Here is a 23,252-nt window from a genome sequence, read left to right on the forward strand (position 1 = left end):
GGCCGAGTGAACCAACCGGATATGTCCGGATATTGACGCACTAGTGGGCCTTCTCAGTGATCCTCCGCCGGGTTACGTTCACGTGGCGGCTCGGGGGAATCATCGAATTCGTCCACCAGGGGAACCCTTATGCGTCGAATCGCCATCGCACTGATCACCGCACTGGCCCTACCACTGGCTCTGACCACCCCGGCCAACGCCGGCGGCCTTGACGACCTCTTCGCCAAGTTGCTCGTCAAGCAGGTGAAGGGCCCGAACGCCAAGAAGCACCTCGACGCTCTGCAGGCGATCGCCGACGCCAACGGCGGCACCCGCGCCGCGGGCACCCCCGGCTACAACGCCTCCCGCGACTACGTGGCGGGCAAACTACGCAAGGCCGGATACAAGGTCACGCTCCAGCCGATCAACTTCGTCGAGGGCTGGACCGAGAACTCCCCGCCCACGCTCAACCTCACCGCGCCGGGCTCGAAGACGTACGTGCCTAACGACGACTTCTTCTCCTTCGAGCCCTCCCCCGCCGGTGACGTGACCGCGCAGGTCCAGGCCGTGGACCTGACGCTGCCGCCGACCCCGACGCCCACCTCGACCAGCGGCTGCGAAGCGTCCGACTTCGCCGGGTTCGTGGCCGGGCGGATCGCGCTCATCCAGCGCGGCACATGTGCCTTCGCCCTGAAGATCCGCAACGCGGGCCGCGCCGGGGCGTCCGGGATCATCGTGTTCAACGAGGGCCAGCCGGGCCGGACCGACGCCTTCCCGCTCGACATCGGCGAGTGGCGGGCCGGGGTCCCGATGGTCTTCGCCGACTTCGCGGTCGGCAACGAGCTGGCGGCCACGGCCGGGGCGACCGTACGGCTCAAGGTCGACTCCACCCTCGTGCTCGGCACCAACGACAACGTGATCGCGGAGTCCCGCTTCGGTGACCCGCGCAACGTGGTGATGGTCGGCGCCCACCTCGACAGCGTGCCCGCCGGTCCCGGCATCAACGACAACGGCTCGGGCTCCGCCTCCATCCTGGAGGTCGCCGAGGAGATGGCGCTCTACCCGGTCAAGAACAAGGTCCGCTTCGGCTTCTGGGCGGGTGAGGAGATCGGGCTGCTCGGGTCCGACCAGTACGTCGCGTCGCTGTCGGAGACGCAGCGCGACCGGATCCGGGTCTACCTGAACTTCGACATGGTGGCCTCGCCCAACTACGCGTACAAGCTGTATGACGGGGACAACTCCGACAACGAGGGCTCCCCGGCCGGGCCGCCCGGATCCGACCGGATCGAGAAGCAGCTCGAGGCCTTCTACGGCTCGCGCAACCTGCCCACCGTCGGCACCGACTTCGACGGGCGCTCCGACTACGGCCCGTTCATCGACGTCGGCATCCCGGCGGGCGGGATCTTCACGGGCGCCGAGGGCATCAAGACGCCCGAGGAGGCGGCGAAGTTCGGTGGCACGGCGGGGGTCGCGTACGACGCCTGCTACCACCAGGCGTGCGACACGACCGCCAACATCAACGACACCGCGCTGGACGTGGACCTGGACGCGATCGCGGACTCCGTCGCCCGCTTCGCCTTCAACCTGCGCTCCATCCCGCCGCGAACCGCCCCCGCGGCGGCGCCCCTGGCCGCCAAGACGGCCGCCTGACGGCTCCACACCGGGGTGGGCAGCACCCCTGCCCACCCGGGCACCACCTAGGCACCACGGCACTTTGGCACCACCGCACCATCGAACCTTCGCACCACGGCACCACCGCACCACCGAACCTTCGCACCACGGCACCACCGCACCATCGAACCTTCGCACCACGGCACCACCGCACCATCGAACCTTCGCACCACGGCACCACGGCACCACCGGTTCCAACGAGCACCATCTCGGGATCTTCCACCCTCGACCCTCGGATGGAGGCGCCGCAATGCGATCGATCATCGTCGCGGCAACAGCGTTATCCCTGGCCATCACCGCCCTGACGGCCGTGCCGGCGCAGGCCGCAGCAGCCCCGAACATCTCCCTCACCAACGTCAAGGCCCACCTCACCCAGCTCCAGTCCATCGCCACCGCCAACGGCGGCAACCGCGCACACGGCCGCCCGGGTTACCTGGCCTCCGCGAACTACGTACGCGGCCAGCTGGACGCCGCCGGCTTCACCACCACGCTCCAGTCGTTCACCTACAACGGCGCCACCAGCTACAACGTCATCGCCGACTGGCCCGGCGGGGACCCCAACGACATCCTCATGGTCGGCGCGCACCTCGACAGCGTCACCGCGGGTCCCGGCATCAACGACAACGGCTCGGGCAGCGCGTCCATCCTGGAGACCGCGCTCGAAGTGTCGCGCCAGGCGCTCCAGCCGGCCAAGCATCTGCGCTTCGCCTGGTGGGGCGCGGAGGAGCTGGGGCTGCGCGGGTCGCAGTTCTACGTGAACAACCTGCCGGCCGCGGACCGGGCGCGGATCAAGGGGTACCTGAACTTCGACATGGTCGGCTCCCCGAACCCCGGATACTTCGTGTACGACGGCGACAACTCGGACGGCACCGGCTCCGGTCCCGGCCCGGCCGGATCCGCGGAGCTGGAGAAGGTCATCCAGGACTACTTCACGTCGATCGGCGTGCCGACCCGGGGCACCGACTTCGACGGCCGCTCCGACTACGGCCCGTTCATCGCGGTCGGCATCCCGGCGGGCGGCACGTTCACGGGCGCGGAGGGCATCAAGAGCTCGGCCCAGGCCACGCTGTGGGGCGGCACCGCCGGTCAGGCGTTCGACGCCTGCTACCACCGCTCGTGCGACACCACTTCCAACATCAACGACACCGCGCTCGACCGGAACGCCGACGCGATCGCGTACTCGGTGTGGACGATCGCCACCGCCGTACCACCCGCCGTGGTCTGGCAGGACACGTTCGAGACGGCCAACGGCTGGACGGTCAACCCGTCGAGCACCGACACCGCCACCACCGGCCAGTGGGAGCGCGGCGACCCCGAGGACACCACCTCCAGCGGCGCCAAGCAGCTCGGCACCACGGTCAGCGGCACGAACGACCTGGTCACGGGCCGCCTGGCAGGCTCGGCCGCCGGTGACTTCGACATCGACGGCGGCATCACCTCGATCCAGTCGCCCCCGATCACGCTCCCGTCCACGGGCCCGCTGAACCTGTCGTTCTCGTGGTACCTGGCGCACGGCTCGAACGCCTCCAGCGCCGACTACTTCCGCGTCCGCGTGGTCGGCACCACCACCACGACGGTCCTGAACCAGGCGGGCGCCGCGTCCAACCGCAACGGCGCCTGGACCACGGCCACGGCCAGCCTGAACGCGTTCGCGGGCCAGACCGTCCGCATCCTCATCGACGCCGCCGACGCCTCGGGCGCCTCCCTGGTGGAGGCCGGCGTGGACGACGTCAAGATCACCCGCTAACCGCGCGGAGGGCCGGGCCCGTTACGGCCCGGCCCTTTGCTCCCTCGCGGGCCGGGCTCCACGGCCCGGCCCGCGACGCCCCCGAATCAGGCGGCCTCAGCGGTCCTGTGAGTACGCAGCATCCCCAGATCAGGCACGCTCGGCGGTCCGGCCAGTACGCAACGCCCCCAGATCAGGCGCGCTCGGCGGTCCGGCCAGTACGCAACGCCGCCACGACCTTCTCCGGCTCATCGGCGAAGAACCGGATCGACGTGGCCTCCCCCCGGCGGCCGAACGGGCGCACGAAGGCGACCGGCTCGCTCAGCTCGACCGTCATGTTCGTCTGCGAGGAGACCGCCACGCCGAGCCGCCCGTCCTTGACGGTGACCATGCCGCTCTCGTTGTAGTTGCGACTCGTCCGCACGGCGGCGATCCGCTCGACCGGCACGCGCACGTCGAAGTACACGCCGAACCGGATGCGCAGCTCACCAGAGGTGATGACATGCGGCCTGGTGGCGCAGGCGGCGGCCAGCATGACCCCGAACAGCAGCCCGTACACGTCGGCGATCAGCACCACGAACCGCAGCCACGCCGGCACGTCGAGCGCGACCAGCAGCAGATCGACCACCACGGTCTCGACCGCCATCGCGAACAGCATCAGCGACAGCATGAACGTCTGCGCCTTCGTGTACGTCACGACGGTCGCCCCCGCCGGCACGCCATCACGACGCCGGACGATCCACTGCCCGATGGCCAGCAGGCCTTTCAGCTCGAACACCACGATCCGCAGCGCGGCTCTGACCATCGGTCCCCTCACTTTCGACTCTCTGGGCCCGGTCGATCCCGATTAGACACGTTGACGTCGCGTCAAGGTCAACCCGAGAGGGTCCGGTCTTCCCGACTGGTCAGGGGAGGTACAGAAAGTCTTGTTGATCTTTGGGAGCCAAACGGGCAGCCAGTGCTCTACCCGGTCTTCGACTCGAAGATCTTGTCCATCACGAGGTCCGGCCCCTGCCGGACGCCGGCCTGGACGGACGCGAAGTCGGCCGGGTTGGCGACCTGGACGTAGCCCGCCGGGACCAGGCGGTGCGCCTGCTCCCACGGCCGACAAGCATCCAGACCGATCACCTCGGTCGCGACCCGCCACGGTGGGGAAGCCATCGGGCTGAGGATTCCAACGCATGCGATGCCGCACGTCTTTGGCGCGCGGCAGCCGCTCCTGGAGGACGGCATTGACCATGAGGCGTGACTGGCGAAAACATCACGTGTTCCACCAACTCGGATTCTTTGTCTCAAGTGCCCAGCTATGGTGAGCCCGTGGGCGAAGATCTTCAGCGGATCTCGGCGGGGCGGTATCGCGTTCTCGGCCCCCTCGGCAAGGGCGGCATGGGTGCCGTGTGGCGGGCGCTGGATGTGGAATTGGGGCGTACGGTCGCGGTCAAGGAGTTGCGGCTTCCGGAGCACATCTCCGAACAGGACCGGCGCAACCTGTACGCACGGATGGAGCGCGAGGCCAGGGCCGCCGCCAGACTGAAGCACCCTGGGATCGTGACGGTGTACAACCGTCTCGTGGGTGACGATGGACGCCCATGGATCGTCATGGAGCTGATCCAGGGGGGCTCGCTCGAAGACCTGCTCCAGCGCGAAGGACGGCTCCCTATCGGCCAGGTCTCCGACATCGGCGTGAAGATCCTGGACGCTTTGATCGCGGCGCATGCCGCAGGCGTCGTGCATCGTGATCTCAAGCCTGCCAATATCCTCCTCGAGGGCGAGCGTGTCGTCATCACCGATTTCGGCATCGCCGCGCTCGAGGGCGACACCAAGCTCACGATGTCCGGCGCCGTCCTCGGCACTCCGACCTTCATGTCGCCCGAGCAAGTGTGCGGACTTCCCGCGACGCCCGCGTCCGACCTGTGGTCTCTCGGCGCCACCCTCTACACCGCCGTGGAGGGTCGTCCGCCGTTCTCGGGCCGTACCCTCAGTTCCCTCTTCGTCGCCATCGCGACTCAGGACCCTGCTCCACAACAGCACTCCGGGCCGCTCACCGCGGTCCTGGACGGGCTGCTGCACAAGAACTCGGCCGAGCGCCTGACCGCCGAAGCCGCTCGTGACCGGCTCAGGCTGCCGACCGGCACGTCCGAACCGCACAGATCGGCGCCCGTCTCGCCGGTGGATGCCCGCGAACCGGCTGTTCTCGTCGACACCTCCGGCCCCGCGTCCTCCAGCATCGCGCCCGCAGCGGGTCCATCGACGAACGTCGCCCCACCCCCCACGGTCGCCGAAAAGCCGATCATGGAGCGGCCACATCCTCCGCCGCGTCGCCTTGTCCGGTCCCGAAAAGTGATCATCCCGCTGACTGTGGTTCTCGCGCTCGCCACCAGCGCGACGGTATGGCTGATGAGAGGCCCCAGCGAATCCGGGCCTCCCGCGACGCAGACCTGGTTTCCCCGGACGGTCAGGCTGCCGATCGAGAACTACGGCTACGGGTTGGCGCTCAGTCCGGACGGGAAGACCGTTGCCCTGGGAGGCGACGACGGCATCGACTTCTGGGATCTCGCTTCACGTCAACGATCAGGGCCCCCCATCCAGCCCAGCGGGGCGCTGAGAGCCGGCGGCAAGATGGCCTTCAGCCCCGACGGGCGGCTCCTGGCCGCGACCGACGACGGACGTGGAGGTGATGACGTCCGCGCCTTCGACCAGGTCAGGTTGTGGGACGTGCGGTCACACAAGCAGATCGGCAAGCCCTTCGGCCGGCCGCGCGACACCATCGGCTCGCTGACCTTCAGCCCGGACGGCCAGGCGTTGGCGACCTCTCACGAAGATGAAACCCGGCTCTGGAATCTCACCACCCAGCGCCAGTTAGGCGCCTCCTTCCCCAACAACGCCGCCGGCCCGGTCGTCTTCCTCGACCAGGCCGGAAAACTTCTCGCAACCGACAACGACCTGACCGTCTGGAACATCAAGACACGACGGAAGTCCGGCCGGCCGTTCATACCCCTGACGGTACGTCTGTGCGATCTGGCCGTGGTCAGCCCCAACGGCAAGATCTTGGCCGCCACCATGGATGACGACGAGATCAAGCTCTTCTCGGTCGACTCGCGGAAGAAGATCTCAAACCCCATCAAGATCACCGCTTCACCCCCGTACGAGGAGGTCATTGCATCCCTCAGCTTCAGCCCGGACGGCAGGCTCCTGATCAGCGCAGGCTCTACCGTACGGATCTGGGATGTGAAAACGGGCCGGCAGGTCGGCCCACCCCTTACCGGGAAGGCGGTGATTGCGGGCTTCGGCCCCTGGAGAAGCGCCGCTGTGTCCCCGGACGGCAGGTCCCTCGTCACCGCCGGCGACGGTGCTCTTGAAGTCTGGGACATCCGCCGTGCTTATCAGTGAAAAGGAGTCTCGGTGAGCGTGGGGCCTGTGCACCTCCTGGCGGACCGGTATCAGATCCAGGGAGCACTCGGCCGGGGCGGCATGGGAACGGTCTGGCAGGCATGGGACACCGAACTGGACCGGGCCGTCGCCATCAAGGAACTGCGGCTCTCCGACGACATCCCGGAAGAGGAACGCCGCAACTGGTACGCCCGGATGGAGCGCGAGGCCAGGGCCGCCGCCAGACTGAAGCACCCCGGGATCGTCACGATCTACGACCGCGTGATCGAGGAGGACGGACGTCCATGGATCGTCATGGAACTCATCCACGGTTCTTCCCTCGACGACCTGCTCCGCCGGCACGGACGGCTGCCCGCGGAGAGGGTGGCCGCGATCGGCCTGCAGATGCTGGACGCGCTGATCGCCGCGCACGCCACAGGCATTGTGCATCGTGACGTCAAGCCGGCCAACGTCCTGTTGGAAGGTGATCGTGTCGTCCTCACCGACTTCGGGATCTCCACGCTGGAGGGCGACGCTCCTCTGACGAGGTCCGGCGCCCTCCTCGGAACCCCGTCCTTCATGTCCCCTGAGCAAGTGCACGGTGGTCCCGCCACGGCGCAGTCCGATCTGTGGTCCCTCGGCGCCACCCTCTACACCGCCGTGGAGGGCCATCCGCCCTTCTCCGGCACCACCCCCGGATCCGTCTTCGTCGCCATCGCCACCGAGCGACCGGACCCCACGCATCACGCCGGACCACTTGTGGCCGTCCTGGACGGCCTGCTGTGCAAAGATCCCACCGTACGGCTGACCGCCCAGGCCACCCGCGACAAACTCACCCACCTCGCGGCCGCCCAAGAAACCCCGCAACCCGTCTTCGGCCGCTCCTCGAAAACCGGCACGGGACCGCCGCCCAGCGGCGTGCCCCAGCGACGCGGACCGCGAACCCTGAGAACGCTTCCCGCCTTGGGGCTCATCGTGACTCTCGTCGGCATCTCCGCTGCCCTGACCATCTGGCTCCAGTCCCCGCCCAGCCCGGTGCAGAACAGGTTTCCCAGACTCGCCTGGCTGTCGGAGTCGGAAGCGGACTGGGGGTCTGGGCTGGCGCTCAGCCCAGACGGGACCACCCTGGCGGTGGGAACCAGGACCGGCGTCGAGTTCTGGGACGTCGCCACGCGCCGGAAACTGGGTGACACGGTAGAGATTTCCGGAGCGCACCGCGTGGACGAGCTCGTATACAGTCCCGACGGCAAGAAGCTGGCCGTTCTCAACTATGGCCTCGGCGGCCGGCAACTCCATCTCTGGGACGCCGTCGGCCGCAAGCCGGATGGACCGGCGCTGATGAGCGGTGGCGAGATCCTGGGAGTCGCCTTCAGCCCCGACGGCAAGACGATCTCGGCCACCAGCACGGAGAGATCGTGGACCGAGCTGTGGGCGGTTGCGTCGCGGCGACCTGTGGGAACGCCGGTCAAGACCGAGCCCTTGGCAGTCTCCATCACATTTCTGGACCCTGGCGGCAAGCTCTTCGTCTCGGACGGCCCTGAGGTATGGGATGCCGCCACGGGCCGCAAGCACCGTCGCCAGTTCCCCATCACTCCCTGTTCGAACAGCGGCTCCCCCTCAGCCCTCGCGCCAGACGGTCAGACCATGGTCATGATGAGCTTTCAAGAAAGGCAGCTCTGCTTCTACTCCACCAAGACCTACACGCAGATCGGGCTCACCCGAGAAGTACCCGAAGAAGCGAAAATGGGCCCGGTCGCCTTCAGCCGGGACGGCGCCATCCTGGCCAGTGGCGGCAAAACTGTCCGGCTCTGGGACACCCGCACCTTCGAGCAGATCGGGCCGGACATGACCCCCGTCGAGACGGAGGTCGTGTCACGCGACGGCGACCGAGTCGCCATCACCCCTGACGGCAACGTCCTCATCAGCCTGACCAGTGCGGGCGTCGAGTTCTGGGACATCAGCTCCGCCCGTTGAGCGACTCCCGGCATCACGCGCCGGGCCGGTCAGCGATCCCAGGACATCTGGACAGGTTCGTCAGGGACATCCTCGGCGAACCTACGTTCCAGCAGGTCGGGAAGGCGGACAGGGCCGGGATACCGACCAGGACGTTGACGTAGAAGATCCACTGCCAGCCCAGGGTGTCGATGAGGACACCGCCGAGCAGCGGCCCGGTGACTGTGGCGAGACTGGAGACGCCGCCCAGGACACCCGTGGCGCGGCCGGGATGGCGGCGAATGCGCGTGTTGTCCGCCGCATGTCACGGCTTCTCAGCGGCCGCCGCCGGCGCGACTGTGACACAACCATGACGCGGCGCGAACGAGGCGGGGACGCGGCCGGCCGACAGTGGACGGGGTTGACCGGCGGGCGAGTTACGGAGCGTGCTGCGAAGCGATCCGGCCGCCCGCATCGGGACGACGCCGTACGGCCCGGGTGGCCCCGGCACCACGGCGTCGCCCTCATCAAGCAGGGCGAGCCGAACCGGCCGGAGCCGCCGGGACAGAACGTTACGACGAAGGCGATCACGAAAAGGAGAAGGCGTGGCTCATGACGGGAAATGGGACCGGCGTTCGCTGTTTCAGGGCGCCGCTGTGCTGGCCGGTGCCGCCGCGGCCGCGCCGCTGATGGGCGAGGCGGCCACGGCGCTGGCCGACAGCGGTGACGCCGACGCGCTGTTCAAGGCCGGGAAGTTCGAGCAGGCCGGCCGGGCGTACGAGGAGATCCTTAAAAAGGACCCCAAGAACCTGCACGCGGCCCGCCGGCGCGGCTATGTCGGGCTGCTGTCCAACCGGTTCCCCGACGCCGAGAAATACCTCAAGATGGCCCTCCAGTTGGCGCCCGACGACAAGGAAACCAACGGGCTCCTGGGCGACTGCTACATCCGGCAGGACAAGTTCGGCCTGTCCGCACCGCACTGGAAGGCGGCCGGTGAGGAGGGCTACGCCAAGTGGTTCGCGGCGGTCAGTGGTGAGGCGTACCAGGTCCACGGCGACATCGCGCGGCTGGAAATCAAGCAGATGGACCCGATTCCGCTGGTGGAGGCCTCGGTCAACGGCGGACCGACGAAGCGCTTCACGTTCTACACCGGCGCCCCGAATCTGAGCATGCGGGCGTCGGTGGCCAAGGAGGCCGGGCTGAGTCCCGTTGCCAGTCAGAAGGTCGAGTACGAGAACGGCATCATATGGGCGTACTACGGGATACTGGACTCCTTCAAGCTGGGTGGCATCGAACTGCGCAACGTCCCGGTGGGCTGGTCGTCGACGGAGTCGGGCGAGGATGTCGGAACTGACAGCGACGGCCTGATCGGCACGTGGGTCTTCTACCACTTGCTGACCACCTTCGACTATGCGGGCCGGCAACTGATCCTGCGCCGCCGCACCCCCGAAACGGCCAGGAAGGCACGCGCCGCCGCCAGATCGGCGGGCGCACAGCCCCTTCCCATATGGCTGGCCCGTGAGCAATACCTGCACAGCACGGGCAGCTTCGCCGGCACCGCCGGCTCCCGTACAGGGGTGGTGGGCGTCAACTTGGGCGGAACCAGCGAGATCGTGGCGGGCCTGCGGGGAAAAACGGCCGAGCAGTTGGGAATCCGCAGGGACTACGACCGCGAGATCGGGACTTTTGGCAGCAGCCACCCGGCCGTCGTCTACCCCTGCTACCCGAAGGAGATCCGCCTCGGCGACGCCGTCGCCAAGGAGGTCTACTGCTACACGAACCCCAACTCGCAAATCAACGTGCCCTGGCCCTATGGGACAGGGTTCGACTCGATGGGCTGGTTTTCCCACTGCTTCTGGAAGCCCTATAACATCACCGTCGACTTCACCGGCATGAACCTCTACATCGCCCGCGGCAAGGCCACCTGATCAGGAGCTACGTGGAGCTGCCGGCTCCTACGGGCGACGGGGTAAGGGCGAACCGGACGCCTTCACCCCCTCGCCCGGTGCCGTACCGGGTAGTGTCCCCCGGGCGCCGCCGTAGCCAAGCGCGGCCGGAGCCCGGCGGCAAGCCGCGTCAGGAGCCAGGGGCGGCGACGGCGTCGGGTGGGAGGTGGCGGGAGAGGCGCAGGAGGGTGAGGGCGGCCAGCGCGAGCAGGACGGTGAGCGTGCCCCACAGCAGCGCGGGCGCGGCGCCCAGCAGGGCCGAGAAGGCGGCCGGGGCGACGACGTTGCCGATGGCCCAGGTCTGCTGGTGGATCGCCAGGTAGCGGCCGCGGAGGGCCGGTGGTGCCGCCGCCGCGGCCAGGGCCCACGACGGGGTGGCGTGCATCAGCTCACCCACCGTGAAGACGAGGGTGGCCGTCACCAGGGCGATGACGCGCGGTGGTCCCGGGGGGAACGCGGCCGCCGCGGCGTACACGACGCACGACACGATCAGGACCGCCCCCCCGAGGGCCATGGCGTGGGTACGGCGGGCGGCGCGCTGCCGTCGCCGGACCGCGAGCTGGCCCACGGCCACCAGGATCGTGTTGAGCGTGTACAGCAGGCCCAGCAGCCAGGCGGGGGCGCCGAGCACCGTGACGGCGTACACCGGCAGCGCGACCGGAAGGACCAGGCGTGTCAGCGTGAACGCCTGCTCGGCCGCCACCAGCCCGAGGAACGGCCGGTCCGCCAGGACCCGCCGGTACCCGCCCCGCTCCGGGAGCACCGGATCGATCGGTGCGCGCCGCCCCGACAGGACCAGGCAGGCGGTGGCCACGACGAAGCTGGCCGCGTTCACCGACGCGATGATCACGAAGCCGGTCGTGCCGCCCAGCGACACCACCCCCGCTGACAGGAGCCCGCCCAGGCCGAACGCGACGTTCCTGGCGGTCGACATCAGCGCGTACAGCCGGTCCCGGTCCGCGCCCGTGGCCAGGACCGAGATGTAGCCGCCGGAGGCGGGATAGTAGGCCCGATCTCCGAACGCGACCACCGCCGCGACCACGATCAGCGCAGCGAAACCGTCCACGAACGGGTACGCGGCGAAGCCCAGCCCGCGCAGCACGTACGTACCCATCAGCACCCGCCGTGCGTCGAACCGGTCGATGAGCACGCCGGCCACCGGATTGGCGGCCAGCCCCACCGCGGCCGCGGCCGTCACCCCCAGCCCGACCACGGTCATGGGCAGGCCGGTGACCCGGTGGATGAACAGCAGGGTGAGCGGGTAGTACAGGCCGCTGCCCAGGGCGTCCACGAACATCCCGACGAGAAACGGCCGCACGCCCGACTGGCGCTGCGCGGAGGCGATCGACATGAGCAGGAGTATCAGCACGCGCGAGGGCCGTCGCGGATCGGCCGCCCGCCCTAGACGTTCTACGCCGATGGTCTTAGTACCCGGGTGAGCGCTGCGGCGATCCAGGTAAAAGGCCAGGTCAGGAACCGTGCGACACGCTCTTTGCGCGAATGGGGCCTATCGGTCGCGGGTATCGGTCGCATGCATCTCCGGCAACACCACAGGCCTGAAAGGGAGTCAGATGACCACGACCGCAGAGCGTACCGAGACGACTGAGCGCGACACCGAAGAGCGGGAGGCGTTCGAGTCGCTGATGTTCGCCGCACTCGCGGCCCGCCGCGAGGAAACCACCGAGATGGGCATCGAGCACCCGCTGCTGCTGGCCATGCTCATGCGCCGCCGCAAGGAAGGCGGCACGAGCATGATCGAGCACCCCCTCCTGCTCGCCATGCTCATGCGCCGCCGCGAAGAAGGCACCGAGATGGGCATCGAGCACCCGCTCCTCCTCGCCATGCTCATGCGCCGCCGCAAGGAAGGCGGCACGAGCATGATCGAGCACCCCCTCCTGCTCGCCATGCTCATGCGCCGCCGCTCGGAAGGCGAGGAGACCGGCATCGAGCACCCGCTGATGCTGGCCGCGCTCATGCGCCGCCGCAGGGAGAGCGGCACGAGCATGATCGAGCACCCTCTCCTGCTCGCCGCGCTCATGCGCCGCCGCTCGGAAGGCGAAGAAGCCGGCATCGAGCACCCGCTGATGCTGGCCGCCCTTGCGGGCCGATAAGCACCCGATAACCGCCCGATAACCGCCCGACGACCACCCGACGACCGCCCGACGACCGCGCCCGCCGGCCCGCAAGGAAGAACGCCGTCTCCTGGTTTCCCGGCAAGGGGAAATCGGGAGACGGCTCACACCGACGTAAAGGAGCACCTCATGGCGCCGGAGCAAACCGGTAACTCATCCGAGCACAACCCTCTGGAGTCCATGATCGACGACCTCATCCGCGACATCCTCAGCGAGTCCGGCCAGACCACCAAAGCCCGCACACGCGGCGTGGATCCCATGGCGAGCCTGATCGAATCGGCTCTGTCGTCGACCTCGCGTACGGCGTCGAAGGCGTCGCCGATGGAACGGCTCCTGCTCACGCAGGTGTTGTCGTCCGCGTTGGCGGACGCGCTCGCGCCGGCGCTGGCAGAAGTCCTGGCACCCGAGATCATGAAGTCCCTGGAACATCATCTGTCTCCCGGCCCGACCAGCGGCATGGCTTCGACGCGCAGCCCTGCCAAAGGAGGAGCGGCGAGCAGGAGAAAGACCTGAGTCTCCGGCCGCGGCGACAAGGCCCGGCCGCAGTCCGGCGACAGCTCCGCGACGGCGGCCGGGCCCTGCTGCCTGACGGACCGGGCAGGCGCCCGAAATCAGGGCCCAGTCGGCTTATGGCGCGTGCTGATCAGGTGGAATCATCGGCGCATGAACGCTGACGTCATCGTCGTCGGGGCCGGGCTGGCCGGCCTGGTGGCGACCTGCGAACTGATCTCCCGGGGCAAGAAGGTCGCCGTGGTCGACCAGGAGAACGCCGCCAACCTGGGCGGCCAGGCCTTCTGGTCGTTCGGGGGGCTGTTCCTGGTCGACTCCCCGCAGCAGCGGCGGCTGGGCGTGAAGGACTCCTTCGAGCTGGCCTGGAACGACTGGCAGGGCAGCGCCCAGTTCGACCGCCTGGACGACGAGGACTCCTGGGCCGTGCGGTGGGCGCGGGCCTACGTCGAGTTCGCCGCCGGGGAGAAGCGGGCCTGGCTGGACGGCCTGGGCATCAAGTTCCTGCCCACGGTCGGCTGGGCGGAGCGGGGCGACCTGCGCGCGGACGGGCACGGCAACTCCGTGCCGCGCTTCCACGTGACCTGGGGGACGGGGCCGGGGGTGCTGAAGCCGTTCGTCCGCAGGGTCCGGCAGGCGGCCGGGAGCGGGCTGGTCACCTTCCACCACCGCCACCAGGTGGACGAGCTGATCGTCAGCGGCGGAGCCGTGCAGGGCGTGCGTGGCACGCTGCTGGCCGAGGACGACTCGCCGCGAGGAGTGGCCTCCAACCGCGACAGGATCGGCGAGTTCGAGCTGACGGCACCGGCGGTGATCATCACCAGTGGCGGCATCGGCGGCAACCACGACCTGGTGCGCCGCTACTGGCCGGAGCGGATGGGCAGCGCGCCGGAGAGCATGGTCACGGGCGTGCCGGCGTACGTGGACGGCCGGATGCTCGACATCAGCGCCGAGGCCGGGGCGCGGCTGGTCAACCGCGACCGCATGTGGCACTACACGGAGGGCCTGCGCAACTGGGACCCGATCTGGCCGGGCCACGGCATCCGGATCCTGCCCGGCCCCTCCTCGATGTGGTTCGACGCGCTGGGGCGGCGGCTGCCCGACCCCTGCCTGCCCGGCTACGACACGCTGAGCACGCTGCGGCACCTGCGCGGCACCGGCCACGACCACTCCTGGTTCGTGCTCACCCAGAAGATCATCGAGAAGGAGTTCGCCCTGTCGGGCTCCGAGCAGAACCCCGACATCACGGGCAACGACCGCAAGGCGTTCCTCCGGGAGCGCCTCCTCGGGAAGGGCGCCCCGGCCCCGGTGGAGGCGTTCAAGCGCAACGGCGCCGACTTCGTCGTGGCCGCCACCTTGGACGAACTGGTCGCCAAGATGAACCAGCTGACGGTCGAACCCCTGCTCGACGCCGACCTCGTGCGCCGCCAGATCGAGGCCCGCGACCTGCAGGTGGCCAACCCGTTCAGCAAGGACTCCCAGATCCAGGGCATCCGCAACGCCCGCCGCTACCTCGGCGACAAGCTGGGCCGGACGGTCGCCCCACACCGGATCCTCGATCCCGCCGCCGGGCCGCTGATCGGGGTCATGCTCCACATACTCACGCGCAAGACGCTCGGCGGCATCCAGACCGACCTCGACTCCCGCGCCCTGGGGCCGACCGGCGAGCCCGTCGACGGCCTGTTCGCGGCGGGTGAGATCGCGGGCTTCGGCGGTGGCGGCGTCCACGGCTACAACGCCCTCGAAGGCACCTTCCTCGGCGGCTGCCTCTTCTCCGGCCGCCAGGCCGGCCGCGCCGCGGCACGCTGAGCTACTTCCACAGATAGTCGTGACGCGGCGAGGCCCGGCCGACGAGGACCCCGCCGTCGCGGACCTGCCACTCCTGCTGCCCCTCGACCTCGTGGAACACGAGGAAGAGACCGCAGACGCGGTCGCCGTCCGCGTCCGCGGGCGGCAGGGCGGCGATCCGGCGGATCAGCGCGAGAACCTCGCCGGATCGGCTCTCGCGGACGGCACGCGCGTAGCAGGCGGCATCGAGCCAGCCCCCTTCGGGGAAGGCCCAGCCCTCCGTCTCGCCCTGCCGGATGATCCGCTCCGCCTCGGATCGTTGACCCGAGAACTCCAGCCAGCCGCGTATGTAGACCCACGCACTCATAACCACATGATGGCTTGCGGGAAGTCGAGAGCATTTGTCGGAATTGCCTGCGGAGGCCACCGCCCGGACGGCAGACTGTTGCCGCGGCCATCACGAGCCTTTCTCCGTTCTCTGACGAGAGCCCGCGGAGGGGGCCGGGGTGGCCGTCACCATTTCCCGGACGCCCTCAGCCCAGCAGCCGCGCTTCCGCCTCCGGGGCGAGGCCGACGCTCGGCCGGTCCGGGCGCGTCGGGGGCAGGCCGCCGATGCTCCGGAGCCACTCCCACGTGTCGGCCACCGTCTCCTCCAGGGGACGGCACCGCAGGCCCGCCGCCACGGCCTTGGACACGTCGCCCCCGTGCATGAAGTCGTAGCTCTCGCCCACCAGCCAGATCGGCAGGTCCGTCCACGGTTTCACACCCGCCGCCAGGATCCGCTCGGCCGCCACCCAGCGCAGCTCCGCGTCCGATCCGGTCACCTTGACGCAGGTCTCCAGGAGCTGCCCCATCGTCGCGAACCCCGGCGGGCTCACCACGTCATAGGCCCCGCCGAGCCCGCGCCGGGCCGCCGCCAGGCACCAGCCGGCCAGGTCGCGGGCGTCGATGTACTGCAGGCCGAGGTCGCGCGGCTCCGGGGCGAGCACCGGGCCGCCACGGGCGATCCGGCTCAGCCACCAGGGCAGGCGCCCGATGTTCTCGTACGGGCCCAGGATCAGGCCCGCGCGGGCCAGCAGCGCCCGGTCCCCGAACGCCGCGACCGCTCCGGCCTCCGCCCCCGCCTTGTCCTTGGCGTAGTCGCCGTCGCCGTCGTCCGCCGCCACCGCCACGACCGGGGCGCTCTCGTCAGCGCCGAACGGCACCGGCGGCGCGTACACCGACCGGCTGGACACGTAGACGTAATGGCCGGCCCGGCCGGCCAGGAGCGACGCGGCCGCACCGACCGCGGCCCGCGCCCACGACCAGGTGTCGACCACCACGTCCCACTCCCCGCGCTCCAGCGCCGCCAGCCCGCCAGGGGCCGTGCGGTCGCCGCGCAGCGCCGTCACGCCGGCCCGTGGCTCGTGCGTGCCGCGATTGAACGTCGTCACCTCCCAGCCCAGCGCCACCGCCTCGTCGACGAACGCCCGCCCCACGAACTCCGTGCCGCCCAGCACCAAAAGCCTCATGGCATCCACCATGGCCTGCCGGGTTCGGGCGCGGTAGGTGTGCACGCCCTCAGCGGAATCGCCACCAGCGAATATGCCGGGGCGGACGCGGGCCCGGTCATGTTGCGACGGCCCAGCGCGGGTAAATGTCACAGACAGTGATGAAGTCGGGACGGGATGGGATGGTGAGACGGCTGTTTCCACGCTCGATCCGCGCACGCCTGACCACGGTCGCGACCTTGATAGCGGCCGTGGTCTTCATCGCGACCGCCACCATCACGCTCGCCACCGTGCCCGACAACCTGCGCAGCATGGTCCAGGCAAGGGTCGAGCTGGCGGCACGGCGGGTCGCCGCCGAGGCACGTGCCGGAAACCTGCCCCCGGTGCTGGAGACGCCGTCACGCGTCCGCATCCTCCAGGTGGTCTCGGCGGACGGCAGGCTGCTCGCGAGCAGCCCCGGCCCGGCCCAGAGCCTGCGGCTGGGGGACCTCAAGCCCACCTGGCCCCAGGTCGTCCGCGTCGGCGAGCGCACCGTGTCCCGCAGCCCCGACGAGCCCAAGACCCACTACCTGGTCGTGGCGATCGCGGCGCAGACCCCTCAGGGCCCTGTGACGGTCTACGGGGCGTCCCCGCTGACCGACGTGGACCGAGCCCTCAAATGGATATATGTCCTGGTATTCATTGGCACTCCGCTCGTCCTGGTGAGCGTGGCGGGCATCACCTGGATCTCGGTCGGGTCCGCGTTGCGCCCCGTCGAACGCATCCGTGCGGAAATGGCCGAGATCACCGGCCAGGACCTCAGCAGACGCGTGCCCGTGCCCGACACCGGCGACGAGATCACCGACCTCGCCGCCACCACCAACGACACCCTCGACCGCCTCGAACGCTCCGCCGAGACCCAGCGCCGCTTCGTCTCCGACGCCTCCCACGAGCTCCGCAGCCCCATCTCGGCCCTGCGCGCCCAGCTGGAGGTGGCCCACGCCTACCCCGACGAGACGGACTGGCAGGCCACCGGCGAGCAGGCGCTGGCCGCCGCCGACCGCCTGGCCGGCATCATCGACGAGCTGCTGATGCTGGCCCGGCTGGACGCCGGCGCGCTCAGCGAGCGCCGCGTGGTGGACCTGGCTCACGTGGCGATGGACCACGTCCGCCGCCGCGAGGGCAACCGGGTGCCCATCATCCCCGACGTGTGCGCCGCGGCACCCGTCCACGGTTCCCTCATGCAGCTCGACCGCCTGCTGACGAACCTGCTCGACAACGCCACCCGCCACGCCGCCACCCGCATCGACCTGGAGGTGGCCGTGGAAGGCGACAAGGTGATCGTCACCGTGACCGACGACGGCGACGGCATCCCGCCGCAGGACCGGGAGCGGGTATTCGAACGCTTCACCCGCCTGGCCCCCGCCAGGGCCAAGGACAAGGGCGGCAGCGGCCTCGGCCTGGCCCTGAGCCGCGACATCGCCTCGGCCCACGACGGCACCCTCACCGTCGCCGACCACTCACCCGGCGCCCGCTTCGTGGTCGTCCTCCCCCTTTACGGGGAGCCGTGATCGGCCGCGGTCTGCCGTAGGCTCGCGCCCATGGATCTGCGCCAGCTCGCCGCCGAGATCGAACCCATTTCCAGCCGGTACGCGGACAAGCTCGGGATCGAGCGCGACGACACCTGGTTCCTGCTCAAGCTCCAGGAGGAGATCGGCGAGCTGACCCAGGCGTTCCTCATGCGCTCCGGCCGGGCCAGGACCAAGGGGCGCACGGCGGACGAGCTGGACGCGGGGTTCCGGGAGGAGCTGGCCGACGTGCTGTGCCACGTGGTCCTCCTGGCCCACCATCACGGGGTGGACCTGGAGGCGGAGGTGGCGCGCAAGTGGCTGGCCTGGAAGCGCTGATGCGTGCGCCGTTACGGCGGCCGGGCCCGTGCGGGTCAGCGGGCGTCACCCTGGAGGCCCTTCGCCACGTGCGGCGGGTGGTGCCGCCCGTGCTCTGCCGTACAGGATGAAAGAGCCCCGCCACGTGCGGCGGGAAAAGGGGCGGCCCGCCCGGGAGGAAACGGGCGGGCCGGAGGGAAGAAGGGTCAGTTGACGGCGGTGATCCGGTTGGTGGCCGGCGGGGCGATGGGGTTGTCCTTGCCGAGCTGCTCGACGAAGGCGTCGATGTCCAGCGGCCCGCTCCACAGGTCGGTGCCGTCCTTGAAGCCCGCGAAGGCGTCGCCGCCGCCCACGAGGAAGTTGTTCGCGGCGACCCGGATCGACTGCGTGTCCGTCACCGGCACCCCGTCGATCTTCATGTCCGACACCTTGGAGCCCCAGGCGGCGCTCCGGCTGTAGGTGTAGGTGAAGTTCGCCGACGGCTGCAGGATCTTGGCGAACGGCTGGTTGTTGGGACCGCCGGTGAACTGCTGCTCGAGCACGGTCTTGAGCTGGGCGCCGGTGAGCGTGACGACCTGCATGAGGTTGTTGAACGGCTGCACGGTGAACGCCTCGCCGTACGTGACGACACCGTCGCCCTCGTTCGCCGGGGACGTCGCGTACGTCAGGGACGCCCGCACCCCGCCCGGGTTCATCAGGGCGATCTGGGCGTTGCCGCCGGTCTTCGTCCCGGCCAGCTGGCCGTCGGCGATGAGGTCACCGAGCGCGGACTCGCCGGACGGCGCGGCCGTGTTCGTGATGTCGGCGGTGATCTTGCCGACGGGCTTGTTGGCGACGGGGGCGACGCGGTCCTTCCACGTCTGCACGAACGTCGAAATTTCGGGATCCGGGGTGACTGTCCGGGTCACGACGTGGTTGTCCGCGACGACCGAGGCGCGGTCGATGTCCCGCGTCTTGACGTTCACGTTCAGGTCCACCTGCGTGATGACCCGCCCGAACGACCCGCCCTGCGAGTAGACGCGGTCGTTGCCCGCCGGGTCCTTGACCTTGCACAGGTACGCCTGGTGGGAGTGCCCGCTGAGCACGACGTCGATCTCCGGGTCCACCTGCGTGGCGATGCGGTTGCCCGCACCCGGGACGGCGCTGCAGGCGTCGGGCGACTGGCCCGCGTTCACCTGGTCGCCCTCGTGCACCAGTACGACCTGCGCCTTCACCCCGACGAGCTTGAGCAGCTTCGAGGCGACGTTCGCGGCCTTCACCTCGTCCACGAACTTGAGGTCCTTGATCCCCTCGGCCGTGACGATGTTCGGCGTGGTCTGCGTGACGAGGCCGATGAAGCCGATCGGCACGCCGTTCATCCACTTGATGCTGACCGGCGGCAGCGCGGGCACGCCCCAGTCCGACAGGACCTGCTTGACCTGCGCCGAGTCCGAGCCACCGAGGGCGGCGAGCGCGTCGGTCTTCTCGTTGCGGTTCTTGAACAGGACGTTCGCGCCCACGTAGTCGAACTTCGCGCCCTCCCACGGGCCGGCGGGCGAGCAGCCGTCCACCGGGTGGCAGCCGCCCTTCATGATGCGCCGCAGCTCGGTGTAGCCCTCGTCGAACTCGTGGTTGCCCACCGCGGCCACCTTGAGCCCCAGCTTGCCCATGAACTCGACCGACGGCTCGTCGTGGTAGGCCGCCGAGATCAGCGGCGTCGCCCCGATGAGGTCGCCCTGGGCCACGGCGATGGTGTTCTTGTCGGCCAGGGCCTTCATGTGGGTGGCGACGTACGCGGCGCCACCGGCGTCCACGGTCTGGCCGTTCTCGTCCACCATGCGGCCGGAGGATCCGGTGGGGGGTTCGAGGTTGCCGTGGAAGTCGTTGAGCGCAAGCAGCCGTACGGGCACCGTACGAGGGGCTCTGCTCGCGTCCGCCGGGAGCGTGGCGAGCATGACCGCACCCGAGGCGACGGCTCCGGCCAGCGCCAGCCGGAGGAAGGAACGAGACGTCATGGCCCAAGACGTTACGTTGGGAACCTATGCAGCCAATGGCGCAAAGGTAACGATTTGCCAGGCTGTCACATGGCGGTATTTGCCAGTCATACGCCTAGAGTTCGTTCTGTGAGCGAACGAGGGATTGGCGCCACGTGATCGCTCACGGCGAAGGAGGGCCTGTGGGCGGGCATGTGAAGGTCAGGGAACGGCTCGATGACACCGAGGTCGCCTCGGTGCTCGGCCTGGTGGAGGCGGCGACGGAGGCCGACGGCGTCCGGCCGCTCAACGAGCACGTGATGCTGCATCTCCGCTACGGGGGCGACCCGCAGGCCCGGTCCCTGCTCCTGGAGGCGGACGGCACGCTCGTGGGCTACGCCCACATCGACCCGACGGACGAGGTCGAGGGCCCGAGCGCCGAGCTCGTCATCCACCCCGCCCACCGCCGTCAGGGCCACGGCGCGCGCCTGCTGAGCGCGGTCGCGGAGCTGGCGGACGGGCGGCCTCGCCTGTGGGCGCACGGCGACCACGCGGGCGCCGGGGCGCTGGCGGCCGCGTTCGGCTTCGAGCGGGTGCGCTCGCTCTGGCAGATGCGCCGCTCCCTCTTCGCCCCTCTTGAGGCTTCCACCCTGCCCGACGGGGTCGTGCTGCGCACGTTCGTACCGGGTCAGGACGAGGAGGCCTGGCTCAAGGTCAACGCCGCCGCCTTCGCCCACCACCCCGAGCAGGGCGCCTGGACGATGGACGACCTGCTCCGCCGCGAGCAGGAGCCCTGGTTCGACCCGGAGGGGTTCTTCCTGGCCTTCCGCGGCGACCGGCTGGCCGGCTTCCACTGGACGAAGATCCACGGCTCCTCCTCCCACGGCCACGAGCCCCTGGGAGAGGTGTACGTCGTGGGCGTCGACCCCTCGCAGCAGGGCACCGGCCTGGGCAGGACGCTGACCCTGGCCGGGCTGTGCCACCTGCGCTCGCGTGGCCTCGCCCAGGCGATGCTGTACGTGGACGAGGCCAACACGGCGGCGATCAGGTTGTACGAGTCCCTCGGCTTCAACCGCTGGGACGTGGACGTGATGTACGCGCCCGCCGAGGAGGCGGCTACTCCACGATCGAGTGAAGGATGAAGTAGGAGACGGCGGCCACCAGGGCGGCGGCCGGGATGGTCAGGATCCAGGCGGTCACGATGTTCCCGGCGATCCCCCATCGCACGGCGCTGAGCCGCTTGGTGGCCCCCACGCCCATGATCGCCGTGGTGATCGTGTGCGTGGTGGAGATCGGCGCCCCGAACCCGATGGCCGCCCCGTACAGGACCGTCGCCGCCGCCGACTCCGCGGCGAAGCCCTGGGGCGGGTCGAGCGCGATGATGCGCCGGCCCAGCGTACGCATGATGCGCCAGCCGCCCGCGTACGTCCCCAGCGAGATCGCCCCGGCGGCGGCCAGGATGACCCACTGCGGGATGGGATCGGACGGATTGGCGAACCCGCCGACGGTGAGCGCCAGGAAGATGACACCCATGGTCTTCTGCGCGTCCTGCAGCCCGTGCCCGAGCGCCATGGCGGCGGCCGAGACGGTCTGCGCGTAGCGGAAGCCGCGGTTGGTCTTGCCCGGCTGGCTGTTGCGGAAGATCCAGTAAATTGCGATCATGATCAGGGCCGCCAGCGTGAACCCGATCAGCGGCGACAGCACCATCGGGATGACGACCTTCTCGACCACGCCGTCCCAGTGCACCACGCTGGCCGAGGCCAGGGCGGAGCCCACCAGTCCGCCGATGAGCGCGTGACTGGAGGAGGAGGGCAGGCCGAAGTACCACGTGATCAGGTTCCAGGAGATCGCACCGATGAGCGCCGCGGCCACGACGACCAGCCCGTGGGGGCCGTCCGGAGCGTCGATGATCCCCTTGCCGACCGTCTGCGCGACCTGGGTGCCCAGGTGGGCGCCGATGAAGTTCATGGCCGCGGCCATGAACAACGCGGCCCTGGGGGTCAGGGCCCGGGTCGAGACGGAGGTTGCGATGGCGTTCGCCGCGTCATGGAACCCGTTGGTGTAGTCGAATACCAAAGAGATGACGACCACGCCGATGACGAGGGCGAGCGTGAGGTCCACTACTGGGCCTAGCTTTCCTTGACCGCGATCGACTCGACGGTGTTGGCCACGTGCTCGAAGGCGTCGGCCGCCTCTTCGAGGGCGTCGACGACCTCCTTCATCTTCATGACGGTGAGCGCGTCGTACTCACCGCTGAACAGCTTGGCCAGCAGCCTCCGGTAGACCTGGTCGCCCTGGTTCTCGAGGCGGTTGACCTCGATCCAGTACTCGTTGAGGTTCTTCATGGACCGCAGCCGCGGCATCGCCTCGGCCGTCAGCTCGGCGGCCCGCTCCAGCACCTCGACCTGCCTGACCACGTCTTTCGGCAGGTGGTCGAGCTGGTACAGGACGATCAGGTCGGAGGCCGCCTCCATGGCGTCCATCACGTCGTCGAGGTTGGACGCGAGTCGGTAGATGTCCTCACGGTCGAACGGAGTGATAAAGCTCTCATTGAGCCGGTTCATGATCGCATGGGTGCGTTCGTCCCCGGCATGCTCGCATGCACGCATCTTCTCGGCCAGGGCCTCCCTGTCCGATCCGTCACTGATGATCTCTACCAGCAGACGGGATGCGGTGACCAGGTTGTTCGCGGAGTCTGCGAACAGGTCGTAGTAGCTGTCCTCACGTGGCGTGAGACGCAGGCGCACGTCGTTCTCCAGATGTGCGGGGATGGTCCGTGGAAAGGGTACGGGCTACCAGGCGAAATGCGAACTTCATGTCCCCTTCTCCTACTGGTTACCCTGCGTATGTTGTGCGACACCCGGGACAGAGGGTACTTTGGTGTCTTTTTTGTCA

Annotated in this window: 20 protein-coding genes; 11 read left to right on the forward strand and 9 right to left on the reverse strand. The window is 69.3% G+C overall.

Annotated elements, in window-relative coordinates; translation table 11 throughout:
• Positions 1-129: 129 nt before the first annotated feature.
• Both ACWEPL_RS26420 and ACWEPL_RS26425 read left to right on the forward strand, forming a co-directional pair.
• Complete coding sequence (locus tag ACWEPL_RS26420; protein ID WP_452437748.1) at positions 130-1,629, forward strand: M28 family metallopeptidase; 1,500 nt, start codon at positions 130-132, stop codon at positions 1,627-1,629.
• A 271-nt stretch (positions 1,630-1,900) separates the two neighbouring features.
• On the forward strand, positions 1,901-3,397 hold the full coding sequence (locus ACWEPL_RS26425) for a M28 family metallopeptidase (RefSeq protein ID WP_452437749.1): 1,497 nt from the start codon (positions 1,901-1,903) through the stop codon (positions 3,395-3,397).
• A gap of 172 nt (positions 3,398-3,569) precedes the next feature.
• On the opposite strand, the gene ACWEPL_RS26430 is transcribed toward ACWEPL_RS26425, so the two are convergent.
• Together ACWEPL_RS26430 and ACWEPL_RS26435 are read right to left on the reverse strand one after the other, a co-directional pair.
• On the reverse strand, positions 3,570-4,181 hold the full coding sequence (locus tag ACWEPL_RS26430) for a hypothetical protein (RefSeq protein ID WP_452437750.1): 612 nt from the start codon (positions 4,179-4,181) through the stop codon (positions 3,570-3,572).
• 158 nt (positions 4,182-4,339) lie between these two features.
• On the reverse strand, positions 4,340-4,537 hold the full coding sequence (locus ACWEPL_RS26435; protein WP_452437751.1) for a hypothetical protein: 198 nt from the start codon (positions 4,535-4,537) through the stop codon (positions 4,340-4,342).
• A 156-nt stretch (positions 4,538-4,693) separates the two neighbouring features.
• On the opposite strand from ACWEPL_RS26435, the gene ACWEPL_RS26440 reads away from it, so the two are divergent.
• Positions 4,694-6,766, forward strand: a complete 2,073-nt coding sequence (locus ACWEPL_RS26440) for a WD40 repeat domain-containing serine/threonine protein kinase (RefSeq protein WP_452437752.1) — start codon at positions 4,694-4,696, stop codon at positions 6,764-6,766.
• Positions 6,767-6,778: 12 nt separating this feature from the next.
• A complete protein-coding gene (locus ACWEPL_RS26445) occupies positions 6,779-8,719 on the forward strand; it encodes a WD40 repeat domain-containing serine/threonine protein kinase (protein WP_452437753.1) in 1,941 nt (646 codons plus the stop codon).
• 13 nt (positions 8,720-8,732) lie between these two features.
• On the opposite strand, the gene ACWEPL_RS26450 is transcribed toward ACWEPL_RS26445, so the two are convergent.
• Complete coding sequence (locus ACWEPL_RS26450) at positions 8,733-8,981, reverse strand: MFS transporter (protein WP_452437796.1); 249 nt, start codon at positions 8,979-8,981, stop codon at positions 8,733-8,735.
• A 301-nt stretch (positions 8,982-9,282) separates the two neighbouring features.
• On the opposite strand from ACWEPL_RS26450, the gene ACWEPL_RS26455 reads away from it, so the two are divergent.
• Positions 9,283-10,605: an aspartyl protease family protein gene (locus ACWEPL_RS26455; protein ID WP_452437754.1), complete on the forward strand. Its 1,323-nt coding sequence runs from the start codon at positions 9,283-9,285 to the stop codon at positions 10,603-10,605.
• Between the two features lie 148 nt (positions 10,606-10,753).
• On the opposite strand, the gene ACWEPL_RS26460 is transcribed toward ACWEPL_RS26455, so the two are convergent.
• Entirely contained in the window at positions 10,754-11,974 is a 1,221-nt protein-coding gene (locus ACWEPL_RS26460; RefSeq protein ID WP_452437755.1) for an MFS transporter, read from the reverse strand.
• Positions 11,975-12,194: 220 nt separating this feature from the next.
• Between ACWEPL_RS26460 and ACWEPL_RS26465 the strand changes: the two genes are divergently transcribed.
• The 3 genes from ACWEPL_RS26465 (at position 12,195) to ACWEPL_RS26475 (ending at position 15,071) form a co-directional block, all read left to right on the forward strand.
• Positions 12,195-12,734, forward strand: a complete 540-nt coding sequence (locus tag ACWEPL_RS26465) for a hypothetical protein (protein ID WP_363962001.1) — start codon at positions 12,195-12,197, stop codon at positions 12,732-12,734.
• 150 nt (positions 12,735-12,884) lie between these two features.
• Positions 12,885-13,268 carry a hypothetical protein gene (locus tag ACWEPL_RS26470; protein ID WP_363961999.1) on the forward strand — a complete coding sequence of 128 codons (384 nt, stop codon included), beginning with the start codon at positions 12,885-12,887 and terminating at the stop codon, positions 13,266-13,268.
• A 150-nt stretch (positions 13,269-13,418) separates the two neighbouring features.
• The gene (locus ACWEPL_RS26475; RefSeq protein WP_452437756.1) at positions 13,419-15,071 is read left to right on the forward strand and encodes an FAD-binding dehydrogenase; all 1,653 of its coding nucleotides are present in this window, start codon (positions 13,419-13,421) and stop codon (positions 15,069-15,071) included.
• Position 15,072: 1 nt separating this feature from the next.
• Here the strand turns inward: ACWEPL_RS26475 and ACWEPL_RS26480 are convergent, their stop codons facing one another.
• On the reverse strand, positions 15,073-15,417 hold the full coding sequence (locus ACWEPL_RS26480; RefSeq protein WP_355204180.1) for a hypothetical protein: 345 nt from the start codon (positions 15,415-15,417) through the stop codon (positions 15,073-15,075).
• Between the two features lie 166 nt (positions 15,418-15,583).
• Positions 15,584-16,561, reverse strand: coding sequence for an NAD-dependent epimerase/dehydratase family protein (locus ACWEPL_RS26485; RefSeq protein WP_452437757.1), 978 nt, complete (start codon positions 16,559-16,561; stop codon positions 15,584-15,586).
• A gap of 161 nt (positions 16,562-16,722) precedes the next feature.
• On the opposite strand from ACWEPL_RS26485, the gene ACWEPL_RS26490 reads away from it, so the two are divergent.
• Both ACWEPL_RS26490 and ACWEPL_RS26495 read left to right on the forward strand, forming a co-directional pair.
• Positions 16,723-18,090 (forward strand): sensor histidine kinase, encoded by a 1,368-nt coding sequence (locus tag ACWEPL_RS26490; protein WP_452437758.1) that lies wholly within the window; start codon positions 16,723-16,725, stop codon positions 18,088-18,090.
• 30 nt (positions 18,091-18,120) lie between these two features.
• On the forward strand, positions 18,121-18,426 hold the full coding sequence (locus ACWEPL_RS26495) for a pyrophosphohydrolase domain-containing protein (RefSeq protein ID WP_350733106.1): 306 nt from the start codon (positions 18,121-18,123) through the stop codon (positions 18,424-18,426).
• A 185-nt stretch (positions 18,427-18,611) separates the two neighbouring features.
• Here the strand turns inward: ACWEPL_RS26495 and ACWEPL_RS26500 are convergent, their stop codons facing one another.
• Entirely contained in the window at positions 18,612-20,399 is a 1,788-nt protein-coding gene (locus ACWEPL_RS26500; protein WP_452437759.1) for a bifunctional metallophosphatase/5'-nucleotidase, read from the reverse strand.
• Positions 20,400-20,560: 161 nt separating this feature from the next.
• On the opposite strand from ACWEPL_RS26500, the gene mshD reads away from it, so the two are divergent.
• The gene (gene mshD, locus ACWEPL_RS26505) at positions 20,561-21,499 is read left to right on the forward strand and encodes a mycothiol synthase (RefSeq protein ID WP_452437760.1); all 939 of its coding nucleotides are present in this window, start codon (positions 20,561-20,563) and stop codon (positions 21,497-21,499) included.
• Here mshD and ACWEPL_RS26510 read toward each other — a convergent pair.
• Together ACWEPL_RS26510 and ACWEPL_RS26515 are read right to left on the reverse strand one after the other, a co-directional pair.
• The gene (locus ACWEPL_RS26510) at positions 21,474-22,478 is read right to left on the reverse strand and encodes an inorganic phosphate transporter (protein WP_355204167.1); all 1,005 of its coding nucleotides are present in this window, start codon (positions 22,476-22,478) and stop codon (positions 21,474-21,476) included. The genes mshD and ACWEPL_RS26510 overlap by 26 nt on opposite strands.
• 8 nt (positions 22,479-22,486) lie before the next feature.
• Complete coding sequence (locus ACWEPL_RS26515; RefSeq protein WP_043625094.1) at positions 22,487-23,104, reverse strand: DUF47 domain-containing protein; 618 nt, start codon at positions 23,102-23,104, stop codon at positions 22,487-22,489.
• Between the last annotated feature and the right edge of the window lie 148 nt (positions 23,105-23,252).

The organism is Nonomuraea sp. NPDC004186 (genome assembly GCF_053603495.1).

Bases quoted from the DNA above. Each gene is read 5' to 3' on its own strand.
- ACWEPL_RS26475 (WP_452437756.1), top strand. From the start codon at position 13,419: ATGAACGCTGACGTCATCGTCGTCGGGGCCGGGCTGGCCGGCCTGGTG.
- ACWEPL_RS26485 (WP_452437757.1), bottom strand. From the start codon at position 16,561: ATGAGGCTTTTGGTGCTGGGCGGCACGGAGTTCGTGGGGCGGGCGTTC.
- ACWEPL_RS26420 (WP_452437748.1), top strand. From the start codon at position 130: ATGCGTCGAATCGCCATCGCACTGATCACCGCACTGGCCCTACCACTG.
- ACWEPL_RS26470 (WP_363961999.1), top strand. From the start codon at position 12,885: ATGGCGCCGGAGCAAACCGGTAACTCATCCGAGCACAACCCTCTGGAG.
- ACWEPL_RS26490 (WP_452437758.1), top strand. From the start codon at position 16,723: ATGGTGAGACGGCTGTTTCCACGCTCGATCCGCGCACGCCTGACCACG.
- ACWEPL_RS26435 (WP_452437751.1), bottom strand. From the start codon at position 4,537: ATGGCTTCCCCACCGTGGCGGGTCGCGACCGAGGTGATCGGTCTGGAT.
- ACWEPL_RS26500 (WP_452437759.1), bottom strand. From the start codon at position 20,399: ATGACGTCTCGTTCCTTCCTCCGGCTGGCGCTGGCCGGAGCCGTCGCC.
- ACWEPL_RS26430 (WP_452437750.1), bottom strand. From the start codon at position 4,181: ATGGTCAGAGCCGCGCTGCGGATCGTGGTGTTCGAGCTGAAAGGCCTG.
- ACWEPL_RS26480 (WP_355204180.1), bottom strand. From the start codon at position 15,417: ATGAGTGCGTGGGTCTACATACGCGGCTGGCTGGAGTTCTCGGGTCAA.
- ACWEPL_RS26495 (WP_350733106.1), top strand. From the start codon at position 18,121: ATGGATCTGCGCCAGCTCGCCGCCGAGATCGAACCCATTTCCAGCCGG.
- ACWEPL_RS26465 (WP_363962001.1), top strand. From the start codon at position 12,195: ATGACCACGACCGCAGAGCGTACCGAGACGACTGAGCGCGACACCGAA.
- ACWEPL_RS26425 (WP_452437749.1), top strand. From the start codon at position 1,901: ATGCGATCGATCATCGTCGCGGCAACAGCGTTATCCCTGGCCATCACC.
- ACWEPL_RS26460 (WP_452437755.1), bottom strand. From the start codon at position 11,974: ATGTCGATCGCCTCCGCGCAGCGCCAGTCGGGCGTGCGGCCGTTTCTC.